The sequence below is a fragment of the Imperialibacter sp. EC-SDR9 genome, assembly GCF_902498805.1.
Classification (GTDB): Bacteria; Bacteroidota; Bacteroidia; order Cytophagales; family Cyclobacteriaceae; genus Imperialibacter.
In genome coordinates this window covers 642,508-656,189 of the sequence record NZ_LR701637.1, presented here as the reverse complement: position 1 = coordinate 656,189, position 13,682 = coordinate 642,508, and the positions used below count along the sequence as shown (strand labels likewise).

Annotated in this window: 13 protein-coding genes; 3 read left to right on the top strand and 10 right to left on the bottom strand. The window is 44.3% G+C overall.

What is annotated here, in order from left to right:
• Positions 1 to 6: 6 nt before the first annotated feature.
• From atpH to GC130_RS27985, 8 genes are all read right to left on the bottom strand, one after another.
• A complete protein-coding gene (atpH, locus tag GC130_RS28020; RefSeq protein ID WP_152001673.1) occupies positions 7 to 564 on the bottom strand; it encodes an ATP synthase F1 subunit delta in 558 nt (185 codons plus the stop codon).
• Position 565: 1 nt separating this feature from the next.
• Positions 566 to 1,060 carry a F0F1 ATP synthase subunit B gene (atpF, locus tag GC130_RS28015; RefSeq protein ID WP_152001672.1) on the bottom strand — a complete coding sequence of 165 codons (495 nt, stop codon included), beginning with the start codon at positions 1,058 to 1,060 and terminating at the stop codon, positions 566 to 568.
• 66 nt (positions 1,061 to 1,126) lie between these two features.
• Positions 1,127 to 1,372: an ATP synthase F0 subunit C gene (gene atpE / locus GC130_RS28010; RefSeq protein WP_152001671.1), complete on the bottom strand. Its 246-nt coding sequence runs from the start codon at positions 1,370 to 1,372 to the stop codon at positions 1,127 to 1,129.
• A 35-nt stretch (positions 1,373 to 1,407) separates the two neighbouring features.
• Positions 1,408 to 2,445, bottom strand: coding sequence for a F0F1 ATP synthase subunit A (gene atpB / locus GC130_RS28005; protein WP_152001670.1), 1,038 nt, complete (start codon positions 2,443 to 2,445; stop codon positions 1,408 to 1,410).
• Positions 2,438 to 2,830 (bottom strand): hypothetical protein, encoded by a 393-nt coding sequence (locus tag GC130_RS28000; RefSeq protein WP_152001669.1) that lies wholly within the window; start codon positions 2,828 to 2,830, stop codon positions 2,438 to 2,440. Before GC130_RS28000 ends, atpB begins: the two co-directional genes overlap by 8 nt.
• The gene (locus GC130_RS27995; RefSeq protein ID WP_152001668.1) at positions 2,830 to 3,105 is read right to left on the bottom strand and encodes an AtpZ/AtpI family protein; all 276 of its coding nucleotides are present in this window, start codon (positions 3,103 to 3,105) and stop codon (positions 2,830 to 2,832) included. The genes GC130_RS28000 and GC130_RS27995 overlap by 1 nt, the downstream gene beginning before the upstream one ends.
• Positions 3,056 to 3,484 carry a polymer-forming cytoskeletal protein gene (locus tag GC130_RS27990; protein WP_226940635.1) on the bottom strand — a complete coding sequence of 143 codons (429 nt, stop codon included), beginning with the start codon at positions 3,482 to 3,484 and terminating at the stop codon, positions 3,056 to 3,058. The genes GC130_RS27995 and GC130_RS27990 overlap by 50 nt, the downstream gene beginning before the upstream one ends.
• Before the next feature lie 10 nt (positions 3,485 to 3,494).
• Entirely contained in the window at positions 3,495 to 4,370 is an 876-nt protein-coding gene (locus GC130_RS27985; protein WP_152001667.1) for a M23 family metallopeptidase, read from the bottom strand.
• 107 nt (positions 4,371 to 4,477) lie between these two features.
• On the opposite strand from GC130_RS27985, the gene GC130_RS27980 reads away from it, so the two are divergent.
• Genes GC130_RS27980 through uvrC form a run of 3 tightly spaced genes read left to right on the top strand, consistent with a single transcriptional unit; the run spans position 4,478 to position 11,160 of the window.
• Positions 4,478 to 7,048 carry a tetratricopeptide repeat protein gene (locus tag GC130_RS27980; RefSeq protein WP_152001666.1) on the top strand — a complete coding sequence of 857 codons (2,571 nt, stop codon included), beginning with the start codon at positions 4,478 to 4,480 and terminating at the stop codon, positions 7,046 to 7,048.
• Positions 7,048 to 9,324 (top strand): penicillin-binding protein 1A, encoded by a 2,277-nt coding sequence (locus GC130_RS27975; RefSeq protein ID WP_152001665.1) that lies wholly within the window; start codon positions 7,048 to 7,050, stop codon positions 9,322 to 9,324. Before GC130_RS27980 ends, GC130_RS27975 begins: the two co-directional genes overlap by 1 nt.
• A gap of 3 nt (positions 9,325 to 9,327) precedes the next feature.
• A complete protein-coding gene (gene uvrC / locus GC130_RS27970; RefSeq protein WP_152001664.1) occupies positions 9,328 to 11,160 on the top strand; it encodes an excinuclease ABC subunit UvrC in 1,833 nt (610 codons plus the stop codon).
• A gap of 28 nt (positions 11,161 to 11,188) precedes the next feature.
• Here the strand turns inward: uvrC and gldN are convergent, their stop codons facing one another.
• A complete protein-coding gene (gldN, locus tag GC130_RS27965; RefSeq protein ID WP_152001663.1) occupies positions 11,189 to 12,076 on the bottom strand; it encodes a gliding motility protein GldN in 888 nt (295 codons plus the stop codon).
• A gap of 11 nt (positions 12,077 to 12,087) precedes the next feature.
• Positions 12,088 to 13,671: a gliding motility protein GldM gene (gldM, locus tag GC130_RS27960; protein ID WP_152001662.1), complete on the bottom strand. Its 1,584-nt coding sequence runs from the start codon at positions 13,669 to 13,671 to the stop codon at positions 12,088 to 12,090.
• Positions 13,672 to 13,682: the final 11 nt, after the last annotated feature.

The window sequence follows — 13,682 nt, the reverse complement described above, 5'->3', positions numbered from 1 at the left end:
GTGTTTTTAAAACTTCTTAATGTATGAACTTGAAATCAATTTCGTCTTCAAATCTTTGAGACGAGAATCGACGCTGTCGTCTAATTGAAGGTCGCCCACTTTAATTATGTAGCCTCCCAACATCTCCTTATCTACCTTCTCTGTCAGCTCGATTTCCTTCTTGGTAATCTCTTTCAAAAGCCTGGTAAATTCTTTCCGCAAGTCAGGCGTCAGTGCAAAATTAGTTATTACTGTTGCCTCTGAAATTCCCTTCCGTACATTGTATTGGTGGGTAAACTCGCTTGCGAGCATTGGCAAAATGAACTCCCTGTTCTTTCTTGTGATGATATCAAAAATGGACAGGGTCAGGTCATGCACCTTGCCGGCGAAAATCTTTTTAAGAATGGCCAGCTTGCGGTGGTGCTGAATAATTGGATTTTTCAGCATCAAAGTAAAATCCCTGTTAGCCTCGCACAAGTGATCAAATGAGATCATGTCTTCGTTGACCTTATCAAGCACTCCTTTCTCCTCTGCCAATTCCAGCAACGACTTGGCGTATCTTGTGGCTATCCTGAATTCTGACATCTTAGTTGACTTTTAGGTCTTTGATGTATTCGTCTACAAGTGCCTTTTGTGCTTTGTCGCCACTAAGGTTCTTTCTCAAAACCTTCTCAGCAATGTCTAAAGAAATTTCAGCCACGAGGTTTTGTACCTCAGCCAGAGCAGCCTTCTTCTCATTTTCGATAGAAGACTTGGCATCGGCTATCATTTTTTCGGCGATTTTTGAAGTGTCGGCTTTTGCTTCTTCCTTGATTCTATTGGCGGCAGCAAGAGCCTCTTTCAATATGTGGTCTCTTTCTTTTCTGGCATCCTCCAAAAGAAGCTCATTGTCTTCTTTCAATTGTGCCATTTCCTCTTTGGCCAGCTCAGCTGATTTCAGGGCATCGTTGATGAAGCCTTCTCTCGCTTTAAGAGCGTCAGCAATCGGCCTCCAGGCAAATGTAAGCAGAACAATAAAAACGATTATGAAAATAACCGTTTGCCAAAATATAAGGCCTATCCCGGGTGTTAAGAGTTCCATTATTTTATCACGTTTACAGTCAAAAACAAACGGAGGCTACTAAGTGCAGCCTCCGTGAAGCCATTTTTAGGCTTTGAATGAGATAAGCAAACATACTACCACACCAAAGAGGGCAATTACCTCAATAAGTGCAGCAATAATAAGCATACCGGTTTGGATTCTGCCGGCAGCTTCTGGCTGACGAGCCATTGCTTCCATTGCAGAGCCACCGATGCGACCGATACCAATACCTGCGCCTATCGCAACAAGTCCGGCACCGATACCAGCGCCCATAATTGCCAAACTCATGTCAAGCAAAATAGATAACCACATAGTTTTATTATTTAATAGTGAAAATGGTTTCGTAATTAATGATGCTCTTCGTGATGCTCCTCAATGGCAAGGCCAATATAGAGCGACGAGAACATTGTAAAAACATAAGCCTGGATTGTGGCAACGAGCAACTCGATAAAGGTAATGAAAACCACTATCAATGTTGACGCAAAGCCCACCATATAGCTCTCGAATATGAATATCAAACTAATCAAGCTCAGAATTACAATGTGGCCTGCGGTGATCGCCACAAACAAACGTATCATGAGAGAAATCGGCTTAGTGAAAACGCCGATGATCTCAACAGGCACAATGATAAACTTCAATGCAAACGGAACTCCAGGGGTGTTAAAAACGTGTCCCCAATAAGTCTTGTTGCCACTAAAATTTGTGAAAAGGAAAGTAATAATGGCCATTACGCCAGTCACGGCAATATTGCCAGTGAGGTTAGCAGCGCCCGGCATCAACCCCAGCAGGTTGCCAAACCAGATGAAGAAAAACAGCGTCAACAGATATGGTAGATACCGCTCGTATTTGGGGCCAATATTAGGCTTAACGATGTCGTCTCTTACAAAAACGATAATTGGCTCGAACAAAGACTGAATACCTTTCGGCGCTTCTCTCGGTCGCTTTTTGTATCCCCTTGCCACCGCAAGAAAGATTACTATCATCAAGGTGGCATTCAGGAAAAGAAAGGCCACATTTTTCGTGATCGAGAAGTCGATCACTGTACGGCCTTCTGCTAAAGGAAGAATGTGTCCGTGCTCGTATTTGTAACCATTAAATTCAACGATATTATGATGCTCGTCGTAGAAATTGCTGCTGGAAAACACCTCCAGCCCTTTGTCTGACGAATACAAAATAACAGGAAGGAAAAGTGTGCCATAGTGGCCGTCGAAGAAATGCCACTCATGGGCATCCAAAATGTGATGATTGATCAATTCTGAAGGATTAAAGGCTCCCCCTGTTTCCTCTGCAGCTACCGCCAACGGGCTATTAAATAAAATAATCACCAGTGATAACACGGTGATTTTTAATAGGTTGGCCCTCTTATGATTTACACCTTCATCCATCAATTTGAACGCTTTTCGAATTTGAGCGCAAGTTAGTCATATGCGTAAATAATTCAAACCCAAGAAATAATAAATACAGAGCAAAGAAAGTCATGATGAAACTGGTGTTTTCTTCGCCAATTGCTACAAGGTAGGTGATTGCCGCCAATAAACTTGTCAGAAGACGAAAGGAAATACTGCCAATAACAAAAAGCACGAAATTTTGACCATCGTTGTTTACAAAATTACCCTCGGCCCAAAGTAGCAGCAGGGACTGGAGCGAGTAGAAAATAATAGCTGCTATCGCCGTGGAATGGATGTATTGACCAAAGTCGGAAGCCATTAATGCGAAATATGCCCCAACGACAACTGCTGAAAAAATAAACAGCTTGAGATAGTTATTCATTATTCTTTAGGAAGGCGCTTATAAAGCAGATAAAGAGAGCCAAAAAGCGAAATGAACGAGAGCGACAACAAAAATACTGGGAACTGCAGCTGGAAGTATTTGTCAGCATAGTATCCGGCAGTCACTCCCACGCCAATGGTGGCCAACATCTCAAAACCGACACCAGTAAACTTCAGAAAGGTTGAACCGGTGCCAGCGTCTTTGAGTTTTCCTGCCTCAGGTTGGTCAGGACTGGGCTTTGAGGAGCGGCCGTTCTTCCGAATTTTTTTCTCCAATTTTTATTTCCTTAACAGTTACACCCATCTGGCATTTTCCGTTGAAAGAAGCACCTGATTCAATAACCAGTTTGTTGGTGACGATATCCCCGTTAATAACCGCCGAAGGTTTTAAAACAAGCATTTCCGTTACTTCCACTTTGCCGTCCACCGTGCCGGCGATTTCAGCATTTTGTGCCAACACATTTCCCTCAATGTAAGAGGAATGACCAAACGCTGCTTTTGATTTAGTGATAATATCGCCAATAACTTTCCCTTCTACCCGAATGTTACCGAAGGTTTCAATACCTCCTCGAAGGATAGTTCCCTTTCCAATAATGTTGCTGGAGTTGCTGAGCTCTTCGGCTTCCTTAATTTCCTTGTTATTAAACATGGTCATAATAAATAAATTAAAAAGCTACGAATTCTTCGGGATCCACAGGCATTCCATTGTGCCAAAGCTCGAAATGCAGGTGAGGCCCGGTTGTCAATTCGCCTGTGTTGCCTATAATAGATATAATCTCGCCGGCGCTGACAAAGCTACCAACGTTTTTCAATAATTCCGAATTGTGCTTGTATACTGAAATCAAATTACTTCTGTGCTGAATACCAATTACATAGCCGTCATTTTGTGTCCAGTCGGCGAGTATAACCGTTCCGTCTGCCACACACTTGACCGGCTCGTCCTTTTTTGCCACCACGTCAGTCCCATAGTGGTTGTTCTTAGGGTTGAATTTGTCGGAAATAATGCCCGAAATGGGTTGAAAAAGGTAGATGTCCTGAAGGTCAGAGCCAATAGAAGAGCTTACAGGCAATATCTCAGAGTCAGCGCTTTCGAACCTTTGTCTGAAAATAGAGTCGATAGGTGCCAGTCTTTCGCTATTGATCTCAGAAGCCGACAACACTCTTTCCTGTTGCTCAGAGGCCCTTAGGTCTGACTCCGTTTCCAACATGCTTGTGTCGCCCGAAAGCACCAGTTTCAGGTTATCGATGTACAAGTCTTTGTTATCCATCTCAACAAGCATAGAATCCACTTTGAGTGAAAGACTCACTAATTTCCGATTGGTTTCCATTTGCTGATGGCGTGGATCGTACCATTTAGCTAAAATGGTGGTAGCCAGGTAAAAGCAAATCGCAAAAAAAACTGATACTACTACAAAGGCTAAAAGCAGAAGCCTTGCGTAGTTGAACCTGATGGTGCTTTTTTCCGCAAAATTCTCCTCACTCCGTATGATCAGCAGATAGCCAGTGGTAAGCCAGCTGGATAATGTTTTCTTATTTTTCAAATCCTTTTAGGTTCTGGGAGCCACAAAATTATAGAATAAAATAAGACCTTCTTATTTTTATGTATTATTGAGACATTTTTGAGCGTTAGCAATTCAAATCGATTCAGTTGGCCCAACGTATTTTACCATACCATTTCCTCAGTTTTCTTCTTTTCTCCTATTTCCTCATTGGCTGCAAAGGAAGCAAAATAACTCCGGTGGGCGACGTGTATCATAATACGACTGCTCACTACAATGCCTATTTCTACGCCAGAGAACGAATCCTCGAAGTTGAACAAAATCTACTTAATTACGGCGAAAGAAATTACAACAGGATTTTACCTATCTATCCTCTCATGGATTCGTCTTTCTCCAAGGCTAACGAGGAGCTGATAGAGGATGTTGTCAAGAAGGCTTCCATCGCTATTCAACGGCATGAAAACAGTAAGTGGGTTGATGACAGCTACATCACAGTCGGTAAGGCACGGCTTTTTAGCCTCGATTTCCCAAATGCTGTGGAGACGTTCAAGTATGTGAATGTGAAGAGCAAAGACAAGGACACCCGCCACCTGGCGCTGGTTTGGCTTTTTCGCACATTTGTTGACGCCGGGGAGTACAACAACGCCACCGCTGTGATCGACTACCTGCAAAGAGAAAAACTTAGCAAGGACAACAAAAGACTGTTCGCTCTTTTTAAGTCCCGTTATTATCAGTTGACCGACGATCTCGATAACATGGTGAAAAACCTGGTCGAAGCGGTTCCTCTCGAAACCAATCACGACGAGAGGGCAAAAATCTATTTCATTATTGGTCAGGTGTATCAGCAATTGACATTTGATGCACTGGCTTATGAAAACTATCAGTCCTGCCTACAGAACAACCCTCCCTATGAGCTGTCCTTTTATGCCAAGCTCAACATGGCATCGGTCACCCAGCTCACCAATTCGGATGACCTCAAAACTGTGAGAAGGTATTTTCGGAAGCTCTTGAAGGACGAGAAAAACATTGACTTCAAAGACAAGATTTACTACGAGCTGGCCAACTTTGAGCTAAAGCAGGGGAATTATGATGAGGCTATTGAAAACTACAACAACTCCATCAAGTCAAGTACGTCTAACCCTCGCCAGAAGGGCTACTCGTACCTTCAGCTAGCCGAAGTGTACTACAAGCATTTCAAAAAATACAAGACCGCTCAAAACTACTACGACAGCACCCTAAGTGTGCTTCCAAAAGACGAACCTAATTATGAAGCGCTGAGTCAACGACTTGAAATCCTTACTGCTTTTGTTGAACAGGTAACCATCATCGAAACTCAGGACAGCCTGCTAACGCTTGCAAAAATGCCAGAAGATGAGCTGGACAAGTACCTCGATGATTACATCGCTGCCAAGGCCAAGGAAGCAGAAGACAAAGAGAAAGCCATTGCTGAGAGTAAGAAAGGACGACGTGGAAGCCAGGCAGTAAACTTCCAAACACAGGGTAGGGAAATTAATGTGCAACAGCAGGGCACCTGGTACTTTTACAGCGCTTCGGCCGTCAGTCAGGGCAGGCAGGAATTCGCCAGAGTTTGGGGCAACAGGCCTCTGGCTGACAACTGGAGGCGGTCAGTGAAGCAGGGAGAGATTGCAGCAACGGTAAGGGATGCCGAGGCACCAAAACAAACGGTGCAGGCTAATCCTGACGAAGCAATTGCTTCTATTTCGAAGGAAGATTTGATAAAAACACTTCCATTGACTGAAGAGGCACAAAATGAGGCGCTTGCGAAAGTGGAGGAAGCCCATTTCCAGCTTGGCAACATCTACAATTTCCAGTTACTGGAAAAGGATAACGCCGGCATCACGTTCAACACCCTCATTGTAAGATTCCCGGATTCTGAGCATGCCCCTGAGGCACTATATGAACTGTATCTCATCTACAAAGAGCTTGACAGTGCTATTTACTCTGATTATGAAAGACAGCTAATCAGCCGTTTTCCAGAATCCATTTTTGCCAAGCTTATTGTAAATCCACGGTACCGGGAAGAGAGCTCCTTAGCGTCAGCCAAGCTCCAGAAGATGTACGCAGAGGCATATAACTATTATCAGCGGGGAGAGTACGAAAAAGCCAGAGAAATTACTTCTGAGGGGCTTTTGACTTACGACGATAACGATTTTACGGACAACATGAAGCTACTGGACGTGATGCTGATTGCAAAGCTGGACGACGTGTACAGATACCAGTTTGAGCTGAACAACTTTATCACCACCTACTCCGAGAGTGAGCTAATTCCTTATGCGAAAACACTCGTGAAAGCATACGATGACTTCCAGCTAAACCTGGTCAATAGCGCAAAGGCAAAATTCAAACAAGAGTTCGATCAACTCCACTTCTTCGTTATTATTTATCCGCCTGACGGAAAATTGCCTGACGAACTCCCTGGGAAAGTTGACACTTATATCAAAACCAATCTGCAAATTCAGGGACTAACGCTCGGTAATTTGATTCTTGACGCCAGAAGATCGATGATTTTAGTTAACTCGTTTCCCGGTAAAAAAGAGGCGGCTGAGTTTTATCAAAATTTCAATAGCAACAATAGCCTGCTTAACGAATATGGCACCATAAAATTTTATAATTTCGTAATCACTAGAGAAAACTTCAACGTTTTTTATCAAACCAAAGACCTGGAAGCTTACTTAACCTTCTTTAACAATAACTATTAATGAAGAGCAATAAAATCAAATGGCTATTGATCACTCTCTGGGTGGTTTTCATTTGCACAATGGTTGGTGTTCCTGTGTTCTTTAACATGATTGGAAACAATTCCTTTGGTCTTTTCGGTGAACTCCCCGGCCTTCAAAGCCTTGAAAATCCCGAAGAAGAAACTGCCTCACAGCTATTTTCAGCCGACAATGTGCTGCTTGGCAAATACTTTAGAGAAAACAGAACTCCGGTAACTTACGATGAGCTTTCCAGAGAACTTACAGAAACGCTTCTTGTAACTGAAGATCTCAGATTCAGTAAGCATTCCGGCATCGACTTACGAGCACTCGTAAGAGCGGTCGTTGGAAAACTCACTTTCAGCTTTGCCGGCGGCGGCAGCACCATAACGATGCAGTTAGCAGAGAATCTTTATAAAACTGAGCAGGAGAACAAAGGCAAACTGCATAGTGTACCCGGCCTTGGGCAAATCATTACGAAGTTCAAAGAATGGATCATTGCGGTGCAGCTGGAAAAGAACTACACAAAGGAAGAAATTCTGGCAATGTACCTTAACACAGTGCCGTTTGGGAGCAACGCCTTCGGAATTAAAGCAGCCGCCAAAACCTTTTTCAATAAAGAGCCCAAACAAATTAACTACCATGAGGCTGCACTCCTCGTAGGCCTGGTCAATGCGCCAACCAGGTACAGCCCGATCCTCAACCCAGAAATCTCCATGCGCAAAAGGAATGAGGTGCTATACAACCTTCGCAAATACGACCGAATCGATCAGGTAGCCTACGATTCTCTCAGAGCCAAAGATTTCGATCTACAGTACAAGGTTGATGGACACAATGAAGGTCTCGCTACCTACTTCAGAACCGTCATAAGAAATTTCCTGATGGACTGGACCACGCAGCACGGCTATGACCTTTTCGAAGATGGTCTCAAGATTTATACGACCATTGACAGCCGTATGCAAGCCTACGCAGAGGAGTCGATGAGAGAGCATATGGACACCCTCCAGTCGGTCTTTATAAAGCACCTTGAAGGAAGAAGCCCCTGGATCAATGAAGATGGAACAGAAATGGAAAACTTCATTGAAACTACCATGCAAAGAACCAGCTATTACAAAAGCCTGGTAAAAGAATACGGCAAGGACGCTGATTCAGTCGATATATTACTTAACCTGAAAAGGCCCATGAAAGTATTTAGCTGGGATGGCGAAATTGACACTCTTATGTCGGCTTACGACTCGCTAAAGTACTATAAGCACTTTCTTCAGGCTGGTTTCATGGCAATGGATCCACATTCCGGCCACATAAAAGCCTGGGTCGGGGGAATAGATCACAAATATTTTCAATTTGACCACGTAATGCAGGGAAAACGGCAGCCTGGTTCGACGATCAAGCCCTTCGTTTATTCTGCTGTCATAGATAATGGCTATTCCCCTTGCTATGAAGTTGCCGATGCTCCCATCACCTTTTCCTTCCCGGGGCAGGATCCACCCACCTGGACACCCAGCAACGCTGTGGGAAACCCGACAGGAAATATGATGACCATCAGAAGTGCCCTCGCACAAAGTGTCAATACGATTACCGCCTACTGGATGAAAAAACTTGGGCCGCAGACCGTCGTCGACTATGCGCATCGCATCGGCATTCAAAGCGAATTGGCAGCTGTTCCTGCATTGTGTTTGGGGGCTGGCGGCGAAGTTTCCGTTTATGAAATGGTGGGTGCTTACTCCACTTTCGTGAACCAGGGGGTATGGACAGAACCCATCTTTATTACCCGTATTGAAGATGAGAACGGTAGAGTGCTACAAGACTTTGTTCCGCAAACACGGGAGGCCCTTAGTGAGGAAACTGCCTACACCATGCTCTACATGTTGCGAGGAGCCACCGAAGAACCTCATGGAAGCGGTGGCGGCCTTTCAAGAGAAATAAAAGCAGATAACCAAGTTGGAGCAAAAACAGGTACTACACAAAACGCCTCCGATGGCTGGTTCATGGGAGTAACCAAGGATCTCGTTGCAGGTGGCTGGGTTGGTGGAGATGACAGGAGTATTCACTTTCGCAACTGGGCTATGGGGCAAGGTGCCAGAACAGCCATGCCAATCTGGAATAAATTTATGCTAAAGGTGTACGCCGACCCCGATCTTGGAATCGAAAAGGGGGCCTTTCCAAAACCTGTTAACGGCCTTTCAGTGGAGCTTGACTGTTCAAAACATGATCGCACGCAAGAGGCCGATTCCCTGGGGCTTGATATTGAAAAGGTATCAGAAGACGACATCTTTTAAGGCATGCCATCCGGTGAAATTTCGCTGACTTCTTACAAGACGGAAGATGTTCTATTGCTTCCGCATGACCCCGGTGTCTACAGGTTCAAGAACAAACACGGCAAGCTCATTTATGTAGGTAAAGCAAAAGACCTGAAAAAACGGGTGGCGAGCTATTTCAACCGATCCAATCAGCTTAGTCGCAAAACCATCAAGATGGTCAGTGAGGTTGCCGAAATAGAATTCACTATCGTCAATTCTGAGTTCGATGCGCTACTTCTTGAAAATAACCTGATTAAGGAAAATCAGCCGAAATACAATATCCTGCTCAAGGACGACAAAACCTTCCCTTACATCGTCATCCTAAAAGAGCAATTTCCGAGGATTATCTCTACCAGAAAAGTAGACAGGTCCAAGGGCGAGTATTTCGGCCCTTACACCAGTGTGAAGGCCATGAAGAATGTGCTACAGCTCCTTCGCCAGCTTTACAAAATAAGAACTTGTAATTTCGACCTCTCTCCTCAAAACATAAGAAAAAAGAAATTCAAAGTCTGCCTTGAATACCATTTAGGGAACTGCCTGGGGCCCTGCGAGGGGCTACAGGATCACAATGACTACCTGGAAGAAATCAATCAGTCAAAAGAAGCGCTAAAAGGCAATCTATCTGTTGTGAGAAACTACTTCAAAGAGAGAATGCAAACTGCAGCCGAGCAGCTGGCATTTGAAGAAGCGCAAAAGTTTAAGAACAAGCTAGACCTACTTGAAAAGTTCCAGTCAAAGTCATTGATTGTCAGCAACAAGATTACCAATACAGATGTATTTACGCTGGTGTCAGATGAGTCCTCAGCGTTTGTCAACTACATGAGGGTGGACGGTGGCATTATCAATATTTCCGACACGCTGGAGATAAAAAGAAAGCTGGACGAAACTGATGAGGAAATACTACAATTGCTAATGGTAAGCCTCCGCAGCAAGTACGAGAGCAGCAACAAGGAAATCCTCACCAACAAACAGGTCAGTCTTTACGACGAATCATTAAGCATAACGCAACCTGCAATAGGGGACAAAAAGAAACTGGTTGACCTGTCTGTAAAAAATGCCCTTTTCTTCAAAAAGGAACGCTTCAATCAAAAGCTCCAAAGCCAAACCAAGGAGAACCGGGTTCTCCTTCAAATGAAGGAGGATCTAAAGCTGACGCAAACACCTATGAGAATAGAGTGTTTCGACAACTCCAATATTCAGGGTACGCACCCGGTGGCCTCTATGGTCTGCTTTATCAATGGCAAGGCGGCCAAAAAGGAATACCGTCATTTCAACATTAAAACCGTGGTAGGTCCTGACGACTTTGGATCCATGCGTGAAATTGTCTACCGAAGGTACAAGAGAGTTATTGACGAAGATCTTCCTCTCGCCAACCTGATCATCATCGACGGAGGTAAAGGCCAACTAAGTGCAGCGGTCAGCTCTCTTAAAGAGCTGGGTATTTATGGGAAAGTACCGATTATCGGTATAGCCAAAAAACTGGAAGAGCTCTATTATCCAGAAGACTCTATTCCAATTCACTTAGCCAAGAAATCAGAATCGCTCAAAATCATCCAGCAACTGCGTGATGAGGCTCATAGGTTTGCCATCACATTCCACAGAGCCAAAAGGTCTAAAACTCAAACTAAATCTGCTCTCGATGATATCGATGGCATTGGTGAAAAGACAAGAAGCCTCCTGCTAAGTGAGTTGAAATCAGTAGAAAAAATTAAGCGGGCTTCTATTACTGAACTTTCGAAACTAATTGGCCAAAAGAAGGCATTACTCGTTAAGGATCACTTTACGTCAACAGACACAAACAAAAAAGGGGCCTGAAGCCCCTTTTTTTATATACTGAAAGTAATTAATACTCCCACAATTCATTTTCGAAATCTACTAATTCATACTCCAGTCTCTGGGAAGCAAGAACTCCCTCTTTTTGCGACTTTGAATACACATCGATAATCCGCTGATCCTGAGGATTAGAATATTTCACCAGCGTAGCACTAAAGAGCCTTAGCAAAAAAGCATCTGACATCTTTCTATGCTCTGCCATGTTCTGAGCGTTGTACCAGACAGCTTCGTCAGGCATGGTTGCAAACAAATCCACTATATCCTTGTATCTAAACGAAGCAATTGGCTTCTCATACAAAGCAGGGTTCTTATCAGCAGGCAAAAACATGCTTATAGACTGAATATCATGGTACATTCTTGAGCGGTTCCTGTCGAAATACCAATCCTCACGCAATTCAAAAATTGAAAAATCACGTGGACTGAATTCCAAGGCAGCTGGAGCCGCAGCAGCTGCGCCACCACCAGCGGGAGCTGCACCACCTCCACCCCAGTCACTGGCACCCCAGTCACTAGCGCCGGAATCGGCACCGAAGCCCATCGCTTTTTCCTCCTCAGTCAACCCACCACCCTCTTCAGGCATCTTCAGATTTTCCAGGAACATTTCCTTTCCCATCCTATTCGTAAGGGAATCATTCATATAGGGAAATAGCAACCCTGCCTTTACGGCCTTTATCAAAAGAGTTGGCAATTCGCCGTTAATAGCGTAGAAAGGCTGGTTTTGCTTTTCACGCAAATCCATTCTCCACCACAACTCCTTCTTGAACATGATCTGAGATTCATGTACCGGAAATTCCGAGTTTGGGTTATACCCCGGTTTTGCCTCCTGTGCCTGCAATTCTCCCATTGAGAGGGCTGCGATAAACAGAACAAAACCAATTACATAAACAAACTTTTTCATACCTGTATAATTTATTGTATTCGAACTGTAAGAATTCTGGGGCCATAGTTGTTAAAGTCCTCTGTGGCGCCTTTGAAATTCATACGTTGTACTTGCTTAATGTCAATCACTATTGCATCGCCGCTCCTTGCCTGCCCAGCTATATCAGCCAGGTTGATGTCTGGCCCCTGGAATCGGCGAACTACAACAGCTCTCGCACCTCTTACCAATGCAATTTCCGAGTCGGTCACTCTGAATCTTGCGTCGTTCGGAAGCAAAGACTGAAAAGACTCATCAGGCTCAGCTCTCAATTGAAGCGCTCTTGGTGGCTGAGCCACACCCATTTTCATATCAACCGCTCTACCACGGTCATACACAACTATTTCAGGCTTGGGTATTCTCTTTACAGTGAAAGTTTCAGTTCCAATCAAGTTCCCGCCACTCGATACTGCTATGTCCACTTTTGCTGCCTGAGGCACAACTGTAACAAAGCCCTTCTTTGAAGGATCTTTTGTGGCAGTACCACCAGATACATTAAATGAAGGATCATATGCTTCGCCCATTGCGGGCACCTGAATATTCAGTTCGTTACCACAATTCAAATACAAGGCTGACAATGATGCTGACTGCACCTGTATTACTGGCTTTGAAACGAAGTACTTAACAGTATTTACGAAAGTCGTATCCTTTCCTCTTGAGTTTACTGTGATAGCAGCTTCAAACGACTTCTCAGCACGTCCGTTCACGTAGTTTCCAGGCGTAGCAGTAAATTCTACCTGACCCATTCCACCCACTACCGGGATCTCTCTCCCATCAATTGTCATTGTTGGGTTAGCAGACGAGGATGATGCCGCAATAAATAATTCAGCACGGAACTTAGTCCCGGCAGCTACAATATTTGACTCTGGCCGAACCATGGCAACAATCTGATCAAATTTAAGATCCGCTGCACCGACTTGTCTTGCAAGTGTCTCAAGTGCCCTTGCCTCAGAGTCAATCAATTCCATTTGAAGTTGACTAAGTGTGGCAAGTGCGCCTACCATTGGGGTGTTAGATCCAAAGTTCAACTCAGCAAAACCCTTGGTATTCTGATTGGGATCGTTGGCGAATACCGGCACGTCTTTGGCATCCAAAGCAATGTCCTTGAATGAATCATCACCAGTAGTTTGACGAAGGTATTCAGAGAATTTATTCAACTTCTCTTTCAACACATCTCCTTCACCCGCATTAATGAATAGGGCTGGGGCAGCATCAATATCCTTTTGGCCAACAAGTTGACCATGCTCGTCTTTGTTTCCGGTAATTTCGATGAGTCGATTCTTATACGCCTCAACTTCCTGAACCGTTTTCTCGGTCTCTTCCCGAAGTGCCTTGGCTTTTTCGAGCACCGCCACGTCGTCAGCTCTTTCGCCTGATTCTGTGACAGCAGCTTCTATCCTGCCGATTGTGCTTACATTCCCCGCAACCTTCTCTACGACAGTCGCCTCAAGGCTCATATTAATAAGAACAAATTTCTCTAGTACGCTATTACTTACCTGCAGTGCCAGAAGCGCAGTCAGTACCAGGTACATCATACCGATCATCTTATCTCTCGGCGATTGTTTCCCTCCAGCCATAGTTTTACTTT

Bases quoted from the DNA above. Each gene is read 5' to 3' on its own strand.
- atpH (WP_152001673.1), bottom strand. From the start codon at position 564: ATGTCAGAATTCAGGATAGCCACAAGATACGCCAAGTCGTTGCTGGAA.
- atpF (WP_152001672.1), bottom strand. From the start codon at position 1,060: ATGGAACTCTTAACACCCGGGATAGGCCTTATATTTTGGCAAACGGTT.
- atpE (WP_152001671.1), bottom strand. From the start codon at position 1,372: ATGTGGTTATCTATTTTGCTTGACATGAGTTTGGCAATTATGGGCGCT.
- atpB (WP_152001670.1), bottom strand. From the start codon at position 2,445: ATGGATGAAGGTGTAAATCATAAGAGGGCCAACCTATTAAAAATCACC.
- GC130_RS28000 (WP_152001669.1), bottom strand. From the start codon at position 2,830: ATGAATAACTATCTCAAGCTGTTTATTTTTTCAGCAGTTGTCGTTGGG.
- GC130_RS27990 (WP_226940635.1), bottom strand. From the start codon at position 3,484: ATGACCATGTTTAATAACAAGGAAATTAAGGAAGCCGAAGAGCTCAGC.
- GC130_RS27975 (WP_152001665.1), top strand. From the start codon at position 7,048: ATGAAGAGCAATAAAATCAAATGGCTATTGATCACTCTCTGGGTGGTT.
- uvrC (WP_152001664.1), top strand. From the start codon at position 9,328: ATGCCATCCGGTGAAATTTCGCTGACTTCTTACAAGACGGAAGATGTT.
- gldN (WP_152001663.1), bottom strand. From the start codon at position 12,076: ATGAAAAAGTTTGTTTATGTAATTGGTTTTGTTCTGTTTATCGCAGCC.
- gldM (WP_152001662.1), bottom strand. From the start codon at position 13,671: ATGGCTGGAGGGAAACAATCGCCGAGAGATAAGATGATCGGTATGATG.